Annotated in this window: 17 protein-coding genes; 10 read left to right on the top strand and 7 right to left on the bottom strand. The window is 61.6% G+C overall.

The genetic code is table 11. The annotated features are described in order from the left end of the window. Positions 1-7: 7 nt before the first annotated feature. From IG629_RS17910 to IG629_RS17900, 3 genes are all read right to left on the bottom strand, one after another. The gene (locus tag IG629_RS17910; protein ID WP_193173294.1) at positions 8-757 is read right to left on the bottom strand and encodes an SDR family NAD(P)-dependent oxidoreductase; all 750 of its coding nucleotides are present in this window, start codon (positions 755-757) and stop codon (positions 8-10) included. 94 nt (positions 758-851) lie between these two features. Continuing rightward, positions 852-1,337 carry a methyltransferase family protein gene (locus IG629_RS17905; protein WP_193173293.1) on the bottom strand — a complete coding sequence of 162 codons (486 nt, stop codon included), beginning with the start codon at positions 1,335-1,337 and terminating at the stop codon, positions 852-854. A 46-nt stretch (positions 1,338-1,383) separates the two neighbouring features. Continuing rightward, positions 1,384-1,968: a nucleotidyltransferase family protein gene (locus tag IG629_RS17900; RefSeq protein ID WP_193173292.1), complete on the bottom strand. Its 585-nt coding sequence runs from the start codon at positions 1,966-1,968 to the stop codon at positions 1,384-1,386. A gap of 166 nt (positions 1,969-2,134) precedes the next feature. Here IG629_RS17900 and IG629_RS17895 point away from each other — a divergent pair, with 166 nt between their 5' ends. Next, positions 2,135-3,172: an AbrB family transcriptional regulator gene (locus tag IG629_RS17895; protein WP_193173291.1), complete on the top strand. Its 1,038-nt coding sequence runs from the start codon at positions 2,135-2,137 to the stop codon at positions 3,170-3,172. Between the two features lie 85 nt (positions 3,173-3,257). Continuing rightward, positions 3,258-4,448: an acyl-CoA dehydrogenase family protein gene (locus IG629_RS17890; RefSeq protein WP_193173290.1), complete on the top strand. Its 1,191-nt coding sequence runs from the start codon at positions 3,258-3,260 to the stop codon at positions 4,446-4,448. A 111-nt stretch (positions 4,449-4,559) separates the two neighbouring features. Here IG629_RS17890 and acs read toward each other — a convergent pair whose 3' ends face one another. Continuing rightward, positions 4,560-6,500: an acetate--CoA ligase gene (gene acs / locus IG629_RS17885; protein WP_193173289.1), complete on the bottom strand. Its 1,941-nt coding sequence runs from the start codon at positions 6,498-6,500 to the stop codon at positions 4,560-4,562. A gap of 132 nt (positions 6,501-6,632) precedes the next feature. Then, on the bottom strand, positions 6,633-7,250 hold the full coding sequence (locus IG629_RS17880) for a regulatory protein RecX (protein WP_193173288.1): 618 nt from the start codon (positions 7,248-7,250) through the stop codon (positions 6,633-6,635). A 117-nt stretch (positions 7,251-7,367) separates the two neighbouring features. Between IG629_RS17880 and IG629_RS17875 the strand changes: the two genes are divergently transcribed. Continuing rightward, positions 7,368-8,204: an ABC transporter permease gene (locus IG629_RS17875; protein WP_193173287.1), complete on the top strand. Its 837-nt coding sequence runs from the start codon at positions 7,368-7,370 to the stop codon at positions 8,202-8,204. Between the two features lie 74 nt (positions 8,205-8,278). Then, positions 8,279-9,433: a 2'-deoxycytidine 5'-triphosphate deaminase gene (locus IG629_RS17870; RefSeq protein ID WP_226886903.1), complete on the top strand. Its 1,155-nt coding sequence runs from the start codon at positions 8,279-8,281 to the stop codon at positions 9,431-9,433. A 48-nt stretch (positions 9,434-9,481) separates the two neighbouring features. Here IG629_RS17870 and IG629_RS17865 read toward each other — a convergent pair whose 3' ends face one another. Beyond that, positions 9,482-10,804 carry a lipase family protein gene (locus IG629_RS17865; RefSeq protein WP_193173286.1) on the bottom strand — a complete coding sequence of 441 codons (1,323 nt, stop codon included), beginning with the start codon at positions 10,802-10,804 and terminating at the stop codon, positions 9,482-9,484. Between the two features lie 110 nt (positions 10,805-10,914). Between IG629_RS17865 and IG629_RS17860 the strand changes: the two genes are divergently transcribed. Continuing rightward, complete coding sequence (locus tag IG629_RS17860; protein ID WP_193173285.1) at positions 10,915-11,250, top strand: hypothetical protein; 336 nt, start codon at positions 10,915-10,917, stop codon at positions 11,248-11,250. A gap of 78 nt (positions 11,251-11,328) precedes the next feature. On the opposite strand, the gene IG629_RS17855 is transcribed toward IG629_RS17860, so the two are convergent. Further along, the gene (locus IG629_RS17855; protein ID WP_156901522.1) at positions 11,329-11,499 is read right to left on the bottom strand and encodes a hypothetical protein; all 171 of its coding nucleotides are present in this window, start codon (positions 11,497-11,499) and stop codon (positions 11,329-11,331) included. Positions 11,500-11,872: 373 nt separating this feature from the next. Here IG629_RS17855 and trpS point away from each other — a divergent pair, with 373 nt between their 5' ends. From trpS to IG629_RS17830, 5 genes are all read left to right on the top strand, one after another. Beyond that, positions 11,873-12,916, top strand: a complete 1,044-nt coding sequence (gene trpS / locus IG629_RS17850) for a tryptophan--tRNA ligase (RefSeq protein WP_193173284.1) — start codon at positions 11,873-11,875, stop codon at positions 12,914-12,916. A 173-nt stretch (positions 12,917-13,089) separates the two neighbouring features. After that, a complete protein-coding gene (locus tag IG629_RS17845; protein WP_193173283.1) occupies positions 13,090-14,262 on the top strand; it encodes an aspartate aminotransferase family protein in 1,173 nt (390 codons plus the stop codon). 65 nt (positions 14,263-14,327) lie between these two features. Further along, complete coding sequence (gene argF, locus IG629_RS17840) at positions 14,328-15,230, top strand: ornithine carbamoyltransferase (RefSeq protein WP_193173282.1); 903 nt, start codon at positions 14,328-14,330, stop codon at positions 15,228-15,230. Positions 15,231-15,258: 28 nt separating this feature from the next. After that, entirely contained in the window at positions 15,259-16,221 is a 963-nt protein-coding gene (locus IG629_RS17835) for an Hsp33 family molecular chaperone HslO (RefSeq protein ID WP_193173281.1), read from the top strand. Between the two features lie 75 nt (positions 16,222-16,296). After that, on the top strand, positions 16,297-16,709 hold a 413-nt coding region (locus IG629_RS17830), incomplete at its 3' end, for a hypothetical protein (protein ID WP_193173280.1).

Raw genomic sequence — 16,709 nt, 5'->3', positions numbered from 1 at the left:
CTTTCCCCTAAATCAATCCGCCATTCACATGGATAACTTGCCCTGTAACGTAGCTCGCTTCGCCGGACGCGAGAAAGCCGATCACCGCCGCCACCTCGTGCGCCGTGCCTCGCCGCCCCATCGGAATACGGGCAGAGAGTGCCGCCACGCCCTGCGGCGTCATGGCCGAATGCGTGCCCGGATCTTTCTCGATGAAGCCTGGCGCCACGACATTCACGGTCGCCCCGGACGGTGCCAGCGTGAGGGCAAGGGCGCGCGCCGTTGCCTCAAGCGAAGCCTTTGCCGCCGCCGTCGCCGGAAAGGCGGGCAGGTCGGTGCGCCAGACATGCGGCCCAAAGGCTCCCACCGCGACAACCCGGCCCCGGGCCGAAGCTTGCAGCAGCGGCAGGGCCACCTCCGCCATCTCGAAGAAGGAGCGGGAAATGGCGTTCTGCGCCTGCTCGAACTTTTCCGTTCCGGCTTCGCCCAACGGTGCCTTGTCCGCGTAACCGGCATTGGCGACAAGGATATCAAGCCCGCCGAAGCGCTCGACACAGGCCTCGATCAGATACTGGCCCGCGCCCGGCTCCCCTAGATCCTTCAGCTCGGTTTCAGCGGTTGCGCCTTTCGAACGCACCTGCTCCGCCACGCGATTGAGGCCATCGAGATTAGCGCGCGTATGCAGCAGAAAACGGTCGCCGCTTTGCGCCAGTTTCCGGGCTGCCGCGGCGCCGATGCCGCTGGCCGCGCCCGTTATCAGGATTATCCGTTCGCCCATGGCCAGAGCCCCCGCAAAAGAACAGACCGGACTGTCGCACGCAGGTGACGCACGAAAAAGAAATAGTGACCACTAATCGAGGAAAGACAGCCTTCTAGATCCAGCGCCGGACCCGCGCCTTGTAATCCGTATAGGCCGCTCCGAAGAGACGTTCGAGATAGGCTTCCTCGCGCAGGATGACGCCGTAATGCATGACGCCAACAAATCCGACGGTCGCCGTCAGGATCCACAGCGTATTGCCGGCAAACGCCAGGCCGAACAACAGGGCTACCAGGGCGGCATACATTGGATTACGGCTGACCGAGAATAATCCGGTGGTGACAATGGCCGTCGTCGGCACCCAGGGCTTCGCGCTGGTCCCGGCGCGTTTGAATTGTCGCTCGGCGATGATGGCGACGGCAACCGCTCCAACGACGAGGGCCGGGCCGAGATAGGTCTGCGCCCAGTCAGGCGCAAACGGACGCGGCACAAAAATTTCCAGCACCGCACCGAAGACAATGAAGATCAACAGAATGACCGGCGGCGGCAGGATTACGCCCGCTGTATCCGGCACATCGTCAGGCTGTTGCTTCTCATCCATGCTCGTCCCCTTTCACTATGCAGATGTGACTAGCACGGTTCCTTGTTCAAGAGGTACGCGCGGTTGCTTCCTCTTCCACGATTTTCAGCCACGGCCAGCGCTCCCGGTAACTTCCGCATTTGAACTGAAACTGGTGCGGCGTCGGGTTCACCGGATTGTAGCGCAGGACGCCTGCGAACATATCCTCGAAGCCATAAGGCGCATGCACCTCGCCCTCTTGCGAGATGCCGCAGCAGGTACCCGCCACCACAAAACGATCGATACCGGTGCGGGATTCGAATATCGGCGGATAAGGCACCCCGAACCGCGCCTCGTACCAGAGCGGAACCCGTGCCTGATTGCGGATCTCGACCTCGACCCCGAGATCGGCGAACAGATCCGCCCCACGGCGGATCACTGCGTCTTCCGCTTCATAGCTGGTGTCCGGATCGTAATAGAAAATATCGTAGTCCCGGATATTCTCGGTCAGCGGTCGATCGGACAGCACATTCCAGACCGTCCCAAAAAGACAACCGGCGACCAGCCAGCCATCCTCGACACCGAGATCGGGCATCCGCTCCAGAACGATCCGGTTCACCGGGTTATCCTGCACCATCCCAAGGAACCGATCCTGCAAGCTCTCTTCGGTCATCGACGGGCCCCTGTTTTTCGACCTTGTGGAATTCATCCCATGCACGGGCACCAAAGCGCCGTCAACAGATTGACCGGAACGCCGCAGCCTGCCTAAGTGCAGGCATCAACTCATTTGATGGCCGCGCAACCGACTCCGGAAACCGGCCAAGCCAGGCCCGCCCGCCATGTCCATTCCAGCGCCCGTTCGCCATCTCGCCAGCTTCGCCTTCGCGGCGGGAGCCGGCGGGGCATTTGCCTTCCTTGGCGTGCCTCTGCCGTGGCTGCTCGGCCCCATGCTTTCGGTCGGCGTTCTCAGCATGGCCGGACTCACGCTCACCATGCCGAAAGGCGCGCGGCAGACCGGCCAGCTGCTGCTCGGCACCGGCATCGGCCTCAATTTCACACCCACCGTCGCCGCCTTCGTGGTGGACCATATCGCGGTAATGGTGATCTGCGCGCTGGCCTCGATCCTGTTCGGGCTGCTCTCCGCACTTTATCTGCGCAAGGTCGCGAAAGTGAACATGGCCACCGCCTATTTCGCCAGCGTGCCCGGCGGCGTTGTCGAGATGGCCCTGCAGGCAACGAAGTGGGGCGGCGAGATGGCGCCGGTTTCGCTCGCCCAGTCCCTGCGTATTCTCTGCGTCGTCACCACCATCCCGACCACGCTCACCCTTATCGGGGCTGTCGGGCATTCGCCGTTCGAGGCGCAAAATCTCCCGTTCGACCTGCAGGGCTTTCCGGTCCTGATCATCCTTTCCCTGCTGTTCGGTGGCCTGATGGCCTGGCGCAAGATCACCAACGGCTGGCTGCTCGGCCCGCTTGCCGCCGGCGCTCTGGTAACGGTGCTGGATCTGCATCTTTCCGGCATGCCGCGTGAGCTGCTCAATCTCTCTCAGGTCCTGATCGGCTGTTTCATCGGCCTGCGCTATCGCCGCGAGCTGGTGCTGCCGCTGAAGCGCTTCCTGCCCCACGCCTTGCTCAGCACGCTGGTTCTGGTTGGGCTTAACATCCTGTTCGGTCTCGGCGTGGCGGAGGTGACCGGCCTGCCGGCCGCCACCATGGTGCTTTCCGTCTCTCCCGGCGGCATGGCGGAAATGAGCATCACCGCCGCCGTGCTGGAACTCGGCGTTCCGCTGATCGCGGCCTTCCACATAATCCGGATTTTTCTGGTTATTGCCCTATCAGGACTGATCTTCCGCTATATTCTAAGTTCAAAGACATAGAGAAACCGGTATTTTCGGTTGAAAAACAAAAACCAATGGCGTTCCGCCAGTACCTAGAACCGGGATTCCCGGGAGGAAAAAATCCATGAACGCAGCTGTCGCCGCGAACCAGTCCGGCCTGTCGCTCGAAGAGCGTGCTGAACAGGAGCGCATGATTCTGGACGCTGTCGAGCGCTTCCTCACCCGCGATGTCGCGCCCTATGCCCATGAGCTGGAAGCCCAAGATGCCTGGCCGGAGGATATTGTCGGCAAGATGGCGGAGCTCGGCCTGTTCGGTGCCACCATCGGCGAAGAATGGGGCGGGCTTGGCCTCACGGCCTCGACCTATACGAAAATCGTCGAGCGGGTCAGCCGGGTCTGGATGTCGATCTCCGGCATTTTCAACTCCCATCTCATCATGGCCGCCGCGGTCGAGCGCTCCGGCACGGAAGCGCAAAAGGCCGCCTGGCTGCCACGCTTCGCCAGCGGTGAGCTGCGCGGCGGCATCGCCCTGACCGAACCAGACGCCGGCACCGATTTGCAGGCCATCCGTCTGCGCGCCGACAAGACCGAGGGCGGCTATCTCCTCAACGGCACCAAGATGTGGATCAGTAATGCCTATCACGGCCATATACTCGCCGTGCTGGCCAAGACCGATCTCGAGGCAAAACCCCGGCACAAAGGCATGAGCCTGTTCCTGATCGAAAAAGGTGAGGGCTTCAACGTCACCAAGAAGCTGGAGAAACTCGGCTACAAGGGCATCGATTCCGCCGGCTTCACTCTCGACGATTGCTTCGTGCCGGACGCAAACCTGGTCGGCAATGTCGAAGGCCGCGGTATGCAGCAGATCCTCGGCGGTCTGGAGCTCGGCCGGATCAATGTGGCCGCGCGCGGCGTCGGCATCGCCCGGGCCTGCCTTGAGGAATCGGTGCAATACTCCCAGATCCGCAAGACCTTCGGCAAACCGATCGCGGAACATCAAGCGATCCAGCTGAAACTCGCCGACATGGCAACCCAGGTCGAGGCTGCCCGACTGCTGACCGAACAGGCCGCCGCCGCCTACGACCGGGGCGAGCGCTGTGACATGGAAGCGGGCATGGCGAAACTCTTCGCCACCGAAGCCGCTCTGCATAACAGCCTGGAGGCCATGCGGCTGCATGGTGCCTATGGCTATGCCAAGGAATACAATATCGAGCGCTATTACCGGGATGCCCCGCTGCTCGCCATCGCTGAGGGCACGAACGAGATGCAGCGCCTGATCATCGCCAAGCAACTTGTCCAGCGAAATCCCGCCTGAGCCCGCCGGCTTCATCACGCAAAAAAGCCCGGCTGAAGCCGGGCTTTTTTTAATGAGTGAGAGCTAGGATCGCCGGACTCGACAGATCGGAGTCGGCGAAAGCTTCAGTCCCTACTTGTTCATCCGGTTATCGACCAGATCGTCGACCACGGCCGGTTCAGCCAGCGTTGAGGTGTCGCCCAGCTGGTCCTGCTCATTGGCGGCGATTTTGCGCAGGATGCGGCGCATGATCTTGCCGGAGCGGGTTTTCGGCAGGCTCGGAGCCCACTGGATCAGGTCCGGAGAAGCGATCGGGCCGATCTCCTTACGCACCCAGGTCACCAGCTCCTTGCGCAGCTCTTCCGACGGCTCCAGCCCGGCATTCAGGGTGACATAGGCGTAGATGCCCTGGCCCTTGATGTCGTGCGGATAGCCGACCACCGCCGCTTCGGCGACCTTGTCGTGCGCAACCAGCGCGCTTTCGACCTCGGCTGTGCCCATGCGGTGACCGGAGACGTTGATCACGTCGTCGACGCGGCCGGTGATCCAGTAATAGCCGTCCTCGTCCCGGCGGCAGCCGTCGCCGGAGAAATAGCGGCCGGGAAAGGTGGTGAAGTAGGTCTGGATGAACCGCTCATGGTCGCCATAGACCGTGCGCATCTGGCCCGGCCAGCTGTCGGCCATGCAGAGATTGCCCTCTGCCGCCCCTTCCAGCACCTTGTTGTCCGCATCGACAAGGACCGGCTTCACGCCGAAGAAAGGCAGCGTCGCCGAACCCGGCTTCAGATTGGTTGCCCCCGGCAGCGGCGTGATCAGGATGCCGCCGGTCTCCGTCTGCCACCAGGTATCGACAATCGGGCAACGCTTGTCGCCGACCACCTCGTGATACCACATCCAGGCTTCCGGATTGATCGGCTCGCCGACCGAGCCAAGGATGCGCAGGCTCTTGCGGCTGGTCGCCTTGACAGGCCCGTCGCCTTCGCGCATCAGCGCCCGGATCGCGGTCGGTGCCGTGTAGAAGATCGACACATTGTGCTTGTCGCAAACCTGCCAGAAGCGGCTGTAGTCCGGATAGTTCGGCACGCCCTCGAACATCAGGGTCGTGGCACCGTTCGCCAGCGGCCCGTAGATGATGTAGCTGTGCCCGGTGACCCAACCGACATCGGCCGTGCACCAGTAGATCTCGCCGTCCTGATAATCGAAGACATATTCATGCGTCATCGAGGCGAAGACCATGTAGCCGCCAGTGGTGTGCAGCACACCCTTCGGCTTACCGGTCGAGCCCGAGGTGTAGAGAATGAACAGCGGATCTTCCGCGCCCATTTCCGTCGGTGGGTACTCCTCGGACGCCGCATCGCAGATGTCGTGATACCAGTGGTCCCGGCCTTCGACCCAATCGATCTTGCCGCCGGTGCGCTTGACCACAACCACTGTCTTGCAGTCGGGGCATTCCTGCAGCGCCTTGTCCGTGTTGGCTTTCAGCGGAATCGGCCGGCCGCCGCGCAACCCTTCGTCCGAGGTGATGACGATGCCGGATTCACAATCCTGGATACGCCCCGCCAGCGCGTCCGGCGAGAAACCGCCGAAAACGATGGAATGCACCGCGCCGATCCGGGCGCAGGCCAGCATGGCGACCGCGGCCTCGGGGATCATCGGCAGGTAAATCGTCACCCGGTCGCCTTTTTTGACGCCGAGATCCTTCAAAGCATTGGAGAACTTGCAAACATCGCGGTGCAGCTCGCGATAGGTGATCTTCTTGTCGTCCTTCGGATCGTCGCCTTCCCAGATGATCGCCACCTGGTCGCCACGCTCGGCGAGATGCCGGTCGAGGCAGTTCGCGGCCGCGTTCAGGGTGCCGTCATGGTACCACTTGATGTGCAGGTCCTTGGCGTCGAAAGAGACGTCCTTGACCTTGCTGTAAGGCTTGATCCAGTCGAGCCGCTTGCCGTGCTCGGCCCAGAAACCTTCCGGGTTCTCGACCGACTCCTTGTACATTTTCTCGTACTTGGCTGCGTCCGCATGGGCCGTCTTGGCGATGTCCGCCGGCACCGGAAAATCATGCACGTCCCACATTGTTACCCCCTTGAGTATTGCGCGGTCTGACCACCGCATTCGTTATGTTTAATTGGCCGTAACTATAACAACCGTTTCTCTACGGTTAAGCGATTTTTGTGCGCTGCGTCCCCACACCTCAGGGCGCAGCCCCTAGCGCCCGTCCCAGCGTCCGTTCGCGCCCTCGATTTCCGCCTCCAGCGCTTCCGGATCCTCCGCGTCTACCACCTTTGCCGCGATCCCGAAACCGAACCCCTGCCGGGCCAGTGCCGCCATGTCGCGGTCGCGGTTCTCTTCGCGCTTTTCCGCCAGCCGATACGCCCCAATCCGCCGCCGTCTTGCATAGCGCGCCGCCGATGCAAGCTCACCGTTTTCCTGATCGAGTACTTCGGCCAGCGCCGCGTCGATATCATCCGACGAAACACCCTTTTCCATCAGCTTCCGTCTGATCATTTTGGTCGAGGTGCCGCGCGATACAAGAGACCGGACCCGGGTCTCGGCGAACAGCCGGTCGTTCAGAATACCCGCCTCGGTATACCGCTGGACCACGGCATCGACCATCTCCGCGCCTTCCGCCGGATCGCTACCGTGATAGGCGGAGGACAGCCGGACCCGCCGCATCAGCACCGCTTTCAGGTTCGCGGCCGAGCTGGCATAGCGCTCCATATACCAAAGCGCGACATTGCGCAGATAGCTCTCAGTGATGGGTTTCGGGGGCTTTTTCTCGCGGCGTTTATTAGGGGCGCCGCCACCTTCGGTGAAATCACTCATTCGGGTTCCGGGTCCGGCGCGGCTTGCTTAGCGCGCCTCACACCCCATCTGGTTGCTGTCACATGCTGTCCGCGCCTATTGTGCGCCGGCAACGCACCCCAGCCAACGGCCCAGTTCATGTCCGACCGCCCTTTCGCCTCGAATACCAACGCGAACACCATACCCATTCCGACTGTACGCAGGGTCGGAATGGTGAACTGGATCGGTGTCTGGACACTCTATGAGAAAGAGGTCCGGCGTTTCCTGAAGGTGATCACCCAGACCGTGTTCGCCCCGGTCGTCACCTCCCTGCTGTTTCTTGCCATCTTCACCCTGGCCCTGCAGCGCTCGATCGAACTCGGCGGCGGTATTTCCTATGCCGAGTTCCTGGCGCCCGGCCTCGTCGTCATGGCGATGATGCAGAACGCGTTTGCGAACACTTCTTCCTCGATCATGATCTCGAAGGTGCAGGGCAATATCGTCGATGTGCTGATGCCGCCGCTCGGACCGGGCGAATTGCTGGCCGCCTTCGCCCTCGGCGGCGTGACGCGCGGCATGATCGTCGGCGTGTCCACCGTCGTCACCATGTCGCTCGCTGTCGGCTTCCATGCGGCGCACTGGCCGGTGGCCATCTTCTTCGCGGTTTCCGCCTCGCTCGCCATGGCTTTGATCGGCATCGCCGCCGGCATGTGGGCGGAGAAGTTCGACCATCTCTCCTCGGTCACCAACTTCGTGATCCAGCCACTCGCATTCCTCTCCGGCACCTTCTACTCGATCGACCGGCTGCCCGGCATCTGGAACCAGCTCGCGCACCTCAACCCGTTCTTCTACATGATCGATGGCGTGCGCTACGGGCTGATCGGCTGGTCCGACAGCGACCCGCTGATCGGCGCTGCCGTGCTGATCGTGATGAACGCAATCCTGATGGCGCTCTGCTACATGCTGCTGAAGCGCGGCTACAAGATCCGCAGCTAACGTACAAAACCGCTGGTCCCGGCGGCGGCGTCTGCTATTTTGCGCCGATTACGGTTTATTTGGCGGATTAAGACATGCCCGCAGACGCCTCGATGACAGCGCCGGACGGCGGCACCCTGACCGCGCGCGAAAAGCGCACCACCGGGATTTTGCCGAGCCAGACCATCCGGGAGATGATCCGGGACGGACAGATCGCGTCCGACACGCCGGTCATCGACGGCCAGATCCAGCCTTCCAGTATCGATCTGCGGCTTGGCGACGAGGCCTACCGGGTGCGCGCCAGCTTCCTGCCCGGCCGGAACGCCACCGTGGATGACCGGCTGAACAGCCTCGCCATGCACAGGATCGACCTGCGCGAAGGGGCTGTGCTGGAAAAGGGCTGCGTCTATATCGTCCGCCTGCAGGAAAGCGTCTCGCTCCCAGCAAAAGTTTCCGGCACGGCGAACCCGAAAAGCTCCACCGGCCGGCTCGACATTTTCACCCGGCTGATCACCGATTACGGCACCGAGTTCGAGAGCGTGCCGGAAGGGTATGAGGGCCCGCTCTATGCCGAGATCAGCCCACGCACCTTCAGCGTGCTGGCCCGTACCGGCTCCCGGCTGAACCAGCTCCGTTTCCGGCGCGGCCATCCGGTCGCCAGCGACGCGGCAATGCGGCGGCTGCAGGACAGCGTGGTGCTGGTGCATGGCCAGGAGGCCGATATCAAGGAAGGGGTCGCTGTCAGTGTCGACCTGACCGGCGAGCCAAAGACCGGGCTGATCGGCTACAAGGCGAAGCAGCATACCGGCCTGATCGATATCGACCGGCCGGGCAGCTACGACGTGCAGGACTTCTGGGAGCCGCTCTACCGCCAGAAGGACCGCCCGGCGGAACTGGTGCTGGATCCGGACGAATTCTACATCCTCGCCTCGAAGGAATATCTCTCCGTACCGCTCGACTATGCCGCCGAGATGCGTGCCTACGATACGAAGGTCGGCGAATTCCGGGTGCATTATGCCGGCTTTTTCGATCCCGGCTTTGGCATGCCCGAGGCCGGCGGCGAGGCGACCCGCGGCGTGCTTGAAGTCCGCTCCCACGACGTGCCGTTCGTCATCAGTGACGGACAGATCGTCTGCCGCCTGGTCTACGAGCCGCTGATCGAGATCCCGGACAAGATCTATGGCGCCGGCGGCATCGGCTCGAACTATCAGGGCCAGGGCCTGAAGCTCGGCAAGCATTTCCGGAGCTAACCGCCCACCGATGCACGTCGCCGGTATGAAACCGCGACCTGCATCGTTTCAGAGTTGATGCTTGCGCGGATCGTAGGTCTCGTAATCGAAATAGACCATCTCGGAGCTGTAATCGTCCCACAGCAGGAGCCGGTAATTCGGCGGAAAATGCTGCCAGAGCAGCTGATTGAGTGACGATTTCAGATCCGGGTTTTTCTGCCCTTCGGCGATCAGAAACGCACGCATTGTCTGGAAGCTCGGCAGCTTGCCGTTCAGCTTCATGTCCGCCATACCACCAAGCACCGGGCGCTCGAAATCGAGCTTTTCCACATCGCGCCCACCAAGACCGAGCGCGATCTCCAGCACATCTTTCGCAGGCAAAGGAGGCCCGGCCTCAGCCGGATCGGTATCCGGCCAATCATACCGGGTCCAGAAATTCCCGATCGCCCAGGCGATGGCCAGTTTGAATTTGTAGCCACCCTCCGCGCCCGGCAGGTAATCCGAGAGCGGACCGTAACCACAGGGGACAAAATCCAGGGAGTTCCACCAGAAGCACCCGGTCGAAAAGGCCGCCTGCTTGGCGAAATCGGCGTCCCCGGCTGTCGAAGGGGCAAACGGATGCCCGATCACCTTCTGATCGGGGAATTGCCAGGCCAGATAAGAGGTCATGACCTGCGTCTGGCAGCCGCCGAGGCTATGCCCCGTGACGATAATGGGGACATTCGCCTCCCCCATAAGCTCCTCCAAAGCCTCCACAACAGGGCACGCCTGCTTTTGCAGATCGCCGTCCCGATGGAAGCGGCCGGACAGGCCCGCGATTTTGTTGAAACCCTGGATGGTTCCGGTCGCCACATTGCCGGCGATAGCGGCTTGTCCAGATCGACGAGTCGGCGGCGGTCCCACCTTTTCTTTCTCTATCCATCCGATTTTCACACCATCGTTCAGATAGTCCGACCACGGGTGGGTAGTGAAAGAGCGCAGATCCTGATCGATCTGGTCGAGCAGACCTTTGCCGCCAGTGCTGGTATCCGTGCCGCGAATGCCGACAACGAAGAAGAGCGGCGCACCGGTTTGGCTGGGTCCACTGCGATAAGACGCAATATAGACAAGATTGCTCCAGTCCGACGCAATCGCAGGCCCCCAGTCAAGAGACCATGACCCTGCCAGCGTCGGGGCGTCTTTCTTGCCGACATTTCCCGGCTGCGGGAGCAGAGGCATGAATTGCGGGTCCTGGATGGCGCATTTCAGATCTTCCGTCATGCTCTCGACATTGTGCTTCCACTCACTTGTGTAGGCGGCATTCGCCAGCCCCAGCCAGACCATCCCGTAATAAGCGCCGGGCAGCAGTTCCTGCAGGTCTTTGACCCGCGCCTCATCCAGCACATCCGCCATCGCGCATCCCTCTCCGCAAATAGTTGAGTAATTTTATATTACTATTTTTCTATTATGACGTGTAGTTATTTGTGAGATGCTGGTCTCATTTTTCGAAAAGGAGCGCCGCGATGCCAGATAGCGTTTCCCCCCGCACCGTGAATCTGCCGCTCTCCGGCAACGTCACGCAGGCGATCAATCCGTGGAGATGGGTGTTCGACTGGGCCGGGAGCAATTTCAGCCTGATCAACGTCAATCTCGGCCGCTCATCCGATCCCGATCTGGAGCAGGAAATCCTGACCGAGGTCGGCTCTTACGGCCGTCAGCTCGGGCGTATGGGCGAGGCGATGCAGGTGCTGGTCGACAAGCTGGACCGCAGCACGCTGGACAAGGCGGAGCGCCACGCGATCGAAGCGTTCGAGGTACAGCTCCGGGAGATCGACCGGCTGAAAAAACGCCGGCGCTGAAAACAAAACCGGCGCGGAACAGGGGCATCAAAAAGCCCGCATACCGCGTCGGTTTAAATGTATGAGAGTCGTCTGGTCTCAGACCGTAATGTCGACACCTGATGACGAAGCGCTCTGCGCTCCAGTCGACTGGGCGATCTGCTTGGCCGTTTCAACGGCACTGGAGACAACCTGGGCCTGGACAATTTGCTGCTGCTTGTCTGCGCGGAACGCAAAAACAGCGAGGCTCGACTGCACGGGTGCGGTCATGGCGGACTCCTTTCTGGTGATTCCGCTTATTCAAGTGACTGCACTATATCCGCCAGAGCTTTACGAGTCATGAAGGATCGCATTGGATTTTATGGACTTTTCCGACTTTTCAGAAACAGGGGGTGGGGATATCCGTTGCCCCACGAGCTTTAATTCCAGCTCCGCACCAAAGATCATTGCATTGCAGGGCTCGGAAATGGCATCAATCTCCCATGGATAACCACGCGCAAACTCAGACTCGGTTTTACTGGCCCTCCCCTTAGGAGCGGCACGTCGTTATTCATTTTTCGATCCCTGCCGCCGCGATCCGGCGAGCATGGGACTTTTCCTGACATCTTTCCGAATTACGGCGGCTTCCTTCCCGGAGCAGCCAATGAACATCGCCCCCAATCACACGCCCGACAGAGCTACCGACACTCAACCCGTCATTCTCACCGGAGACCGAACCACCGGCCCCCTGCATCTCGGCCACTATGCCGGGTCCCTCAGGAACCGTGTCGCGCTCCAGCATTCCCATCGGCAGTATCTGCTGCTCGCGGATGCCCAGGCTCTGACGGACAATGCGGCCGACCCTGAAAAAGTCGCCAATAACGTCCTGGAAGTTGCGCTCGACTATCTGGCCGTGGGCATCGATCCGGAGCTGACCACCATCGCGGTCCAGTCGGCCCTGCCCGCGCTTGCCGAGCTTACGATGCTTTACCTGAACCATGTCACCGTCTCCCGGCTGGAACGGAACCCGACGATCAAGACCGAGATCCAGCAACGCGGTTTCGAGCGGGACGTTCCGGCGGGGTTCCTCTGCTATCCGGTCTCCCAGGCCGCCGACATCACCGCCTTCAGGGCGACGCTGGTGCCGGTCGGTGAGGATCAGGCACCGATGATCGAGCAGACAAACGAGATCGTTCGGCGGATGAACCGACTGGCCGGTTGCGACGTCCTGCCCGAAGCCCGCGCCCTGATCCCCGCTGTTGGCCGCCTGCCGGGCATCGACGGGATCGGCAAGATGAGTAAGTCGGCTGGCAACGCGATCCCGCTTTCCGCCTCCCCGGACGAGATCCGCGACGCTGTCCGGCGCATGTATACGGACCCCGATCACCTCAAGGTCAGCGACCCGGGAAAAGTCGAGGGCAATGTCGTCTTCACCTACCTGGACGCTTTCTCGGACGATCAGGGCACGGTCTCTGACCTGAAAGCCCGGTACCGGCGCGGCGGGCTTGGCGACATACAAGTGAAAAACCACCTCGAAGAGATCCTGCAGACCCTGATCTGGCCGATACGAGAGCGCCGGACCCGGCTCGCGGAAGATCCCGGCGAGGTGATGCGGATGCTGCGTGACGGCACCGACAAGGCGCGGGAGATTACACAGGCCACTCTGGACGAGGTGCGCTCGGCGCTTGGTCTCTTTCGCTGGACCTGACGACTATGATCGGTGTCGCCGGAAGCACGCCTCCGGCCTCGATTCGCGCAAATTCACGGGATATCCCCGGTGCGGCGCCATATTCCCCTTGGCGTCCCCCGGATTCCGTGCTTTTTTCGATATCCGGCGGCGCCGGTTTTCGGTGCCGCCATTTTTTATGGTGGAGAAGGACGTTGGTTACCACGGTGATGCCCACATACGGGCGTATAGATATCGCTTTCGAGCGGGGGGAAGGCCCTTATCTGTATAGCACCGAAGGCCGACGATATCTCGATTTCGCATCGGGGATCGCCACCAACTCCCTTGGTCACGCCCATCCGCATCTGGTCGAAACGCTGAAGAGCCAGTCGGAAAAGCTGTGGCATGTCTCCAACCTCTACGAGGTTCCGGAACAGAAACGGCTGGCCGACCGGCTGGTACAGAATTCCTTCGCCGACACGGTGTTCTTCGCGAATTCCGGTGCCGAGGCGAATGAAGGCGCGCTGAAGATTGCCCGCAAATACCAGTGGGAGCGCGGCGAGAAGGAGCGGAACGAGATCGTCTGCTGCACCTCCGCCTTCCACGGCCGGACGCTGACGACTTTGTCGGCTGGCGATAACGAGACCTACCGGACCGGCTTTGGCCCGCGCCCGGAAGGCTTCCGTCATGTCGCTTTCGGCAACATGAACGAGATGCGCGAAGCGATGGGCGCCAAGACCGCGGCCATCCTGGTCGAGCCGATCCAGGGCGAAGGCGGCATCAACACCGCCGATGTCGAGTATCTGAAGGCGCTCCGCCAGGCGGCGGACGAATTCGGCGCCCTGCTGATTTTCGACGAGATCCAGTGCGGCATGGGCCGGACCGGCAAGCTCTGGGCCTATGAATGGGCCGGGGTCGCGCCGGATATCATGACGCTTGCCAAGGGTCTTGGCGGCGGCTTCCCGGTCGGTGCCATCCTGGCGAGCGAGAAGGCGGCCTCCGGCATGGCGCCGGGCACGCATGGCTCCACCTTCGGCGGTAACCCGCTGGCGATGGCCGTTGCCAACGCGGTGCTGGACGTACTGCTGGAGCCGGGCCTGCTGGATCGCGTCGCGAAACTTGGCGACGACTTCCACAAGCGCCTGGAAGCGATTGCATCACGTTATCCGAAGATCATTTCGGGGGTCAAAGGCAAGGGACTGATGCTCGGTCTGGTCTGCGAGGTCACGAATGCGGACCTCCAGGGCAAGCTGCGCGAAGCCGGCCTGCTGACCGTCGGCGCAGCCGGGAACGTTTTGCGTATCCTGCCGCCGTTGATCATCGACGAAAGCCATGTCGCCGAAGCGTGCGACATTCTCGAGAAAGTCTGCGCGGACTGGGACGCCTGAAAAGGCACCCGGCCGGTCCCGATGATGGACCGGCCGGTGTCCGCCCCCGATTCTGGAACTTCGATATGACCCAACAGAACCATTTCCTCGATCTCGACCAGATCGATGCGCTGACCCTTCGGTCCATTGTCGATGAAGGCATGGCCATGAAGCGCGGCGATGCCGGCACCGAAAAGCCACTCGCCGGTAAAACTCTGGCGATGATTTTCGAGAAACCGTCAACCCGGACCCGTGTGTCCTTCGAAGTCGGCATGAAGCAGCTCGGCGGCGAAGTCGTCGTGCTGAACGCGGCCGACCTGCAGCTTGGCCGCGGCGAGTCCGTGAGCGATACCGCCAAGGTGCTGTCCCGCTATGTCGACTGCATCATGATGCGGACCTTTGACGAGGCTACGATCCGCGAGATGGCGGAGCATGCCACCGTTCCCGTGATCAACGGCCTGACGGACCATTCCCATCCCTGCCAGCTGATGGCCGACATCATGGCCTTCGAAGAGCATCGCGGACCGATCCGGGGCAAGACAATCGCCTATAGTGGCGATGGCAACAATATGGCCTCCTCCTGGATTCACGCGGCGACGAAGTTCGGCTTCGAGCTCCGCATCGCCTGCCCGCCGGAACGCAGCCCGGACCCGGCCCTGCTGGAATGGGTGAAGAAGAATGGCGGCAACGTCATCCTGACGCACGATCCGGAAGAGGCCGTCAGGGACGTGGATTGCGTGGTGACCGATACCTGGGTCTCCATGGGCGACGACAGCTCCAACGTGCACAATCAGCTCGGCCCGTACCAGGTGACCGGAGATCTGATGGCGAAGGCGAAGCCGGATGCGATCTTCATGCATTGCCTGCCGGCGCATCGCGGCGAGGAAGTGACGGCGGAAGTCATCGACGGCCCGCAATCCATCGTCTTCGACGAGGCGGAGAACCGCTTGCATTCGCAGAAGGCCGTCCTCAACTGGTGCCTTTCGTAGAACCATTACGCCTGATCCGGAGATCAAGATGAGCACCGCCGACATTTTCGCAGAGTCGGGTCACGACGATCTTTTGCTGCCTTTCCAGGTCGATCCGTTCGGCCTGCGCGGCCGCATGGTGCGATTGAATTCGGCCGTCCACACCATTCTGGACCGGCACGGCTATCCGGATCCGGTCTCAAAACTGCTCGGCGAGGTCATGACCATCACGGTCTGCCTCGCCGGCGCGCTCAAATACGAGGGCGTGTTCTCGCTGCAAATCAAGGGCGACGGGCCGGTCCGCACCATGGTCGCGGATTTCACCAGCGACGGACATCTGCGCGGCTATGCCGCGTTCGATGAAGATGCCGCAAAACAGGCAGCGGAAAACGGCGAAGCGACCGTTCCCCGGATGATCGGCGGCGGTTATATCGCCTTCACTGTCGACCAGGGCGCGGACACAGAGCGGTATCAGGGCATCGTGCCGCTGTCCGGACAGACGCTGGCGGAATGCACGCACGAATATTTCCGCCAGTCGGAGCAGCTCGAGACCGGCATTAATGTCGCCGTGCGCAAGGACGAGTTCGGTATCTGGCGCGCGGGCGCACTGATGCTGCAACGCATGCCGCTCGACGGCGGCGAGGCACCGGAGCCGGGCAAGGCCCGCACAGTGCACGACATGGACGCCTACGAGGATGCCTGGCGCACCGCCATGGTGATGGTCAGCAGCGCCACTCCGGATGAAATCGCCGGGACCCGCATTGCGCCCGACCGCCTGCTGTTCCGCCTGTTCCACGAAAGCGGAATCCGGGCCTATCCGGCCCAACCCGTGGCTGAACGCTGCCGTTGCTCGAAAGATCGGGTTGAATCCGTCCTGAAGTCGCTGTCCGACGAGGAAATCCAGGACATGACAGTGGATAATCTGATTTTCGTCGTCTGCGAGTTCTGTAAAACGCGCTGGGATTATGACGAAGCCGGCATGGAAAAACTTCGGGCCGGCACTGACGATTGATCACAATGCTGCCGCACCACTTGGGTTAGAATGGGTCTCTCGGCTCATTAATCTTTTGAATCCATGGGGGTCTCGATGCGGGTCCGATTCGCTTTTCTTCTCTTTGTCCTCGCGGCACCGCTGCTCGGTGCCTGTGCCACACCGCCGGCAGTGGAGTTTCCGGAGCTGACTTTCCGGCACAAGACTCCGATCCGGCTTGCCGTCGGTTCGGTCGAGGTGATCAACGAGTTCCGCATGCCTTTCGCCGCGCCCAATGTGGAGCACAAGATGCCCGTCGCACCTGGCCCGGCCGCAGAGAGGTGGGCTCAGGATGTACTGCAGGCCACAGGCGGTCCGGACAAGCTGGTGATGGTGATCACCGATGCCTCGGTGACCGAAACCCCGCTGAAAATCAAGAAGGGCCTCAAGGGCGCTTTCACCACGGATCAGACGGAACGGTATGAGAGCCGGGTTGCGGTACGCCTCGAAATCCGCACACCGGAAAACAA

It is taken from the genome of Nisaea nitritireducens (genome assembly GCF_014904795.1).
Taxonomy (GTDB): Bacteria; Pseudomonadota; Alphaproteobacteria; order Thalassobaculales; family Thalassobaculaceae; genus Nisaea; species Nisaea nitritireducens.
This window is presented reverse-complemented; position numbering and strand designations above follow the sequence as displayed.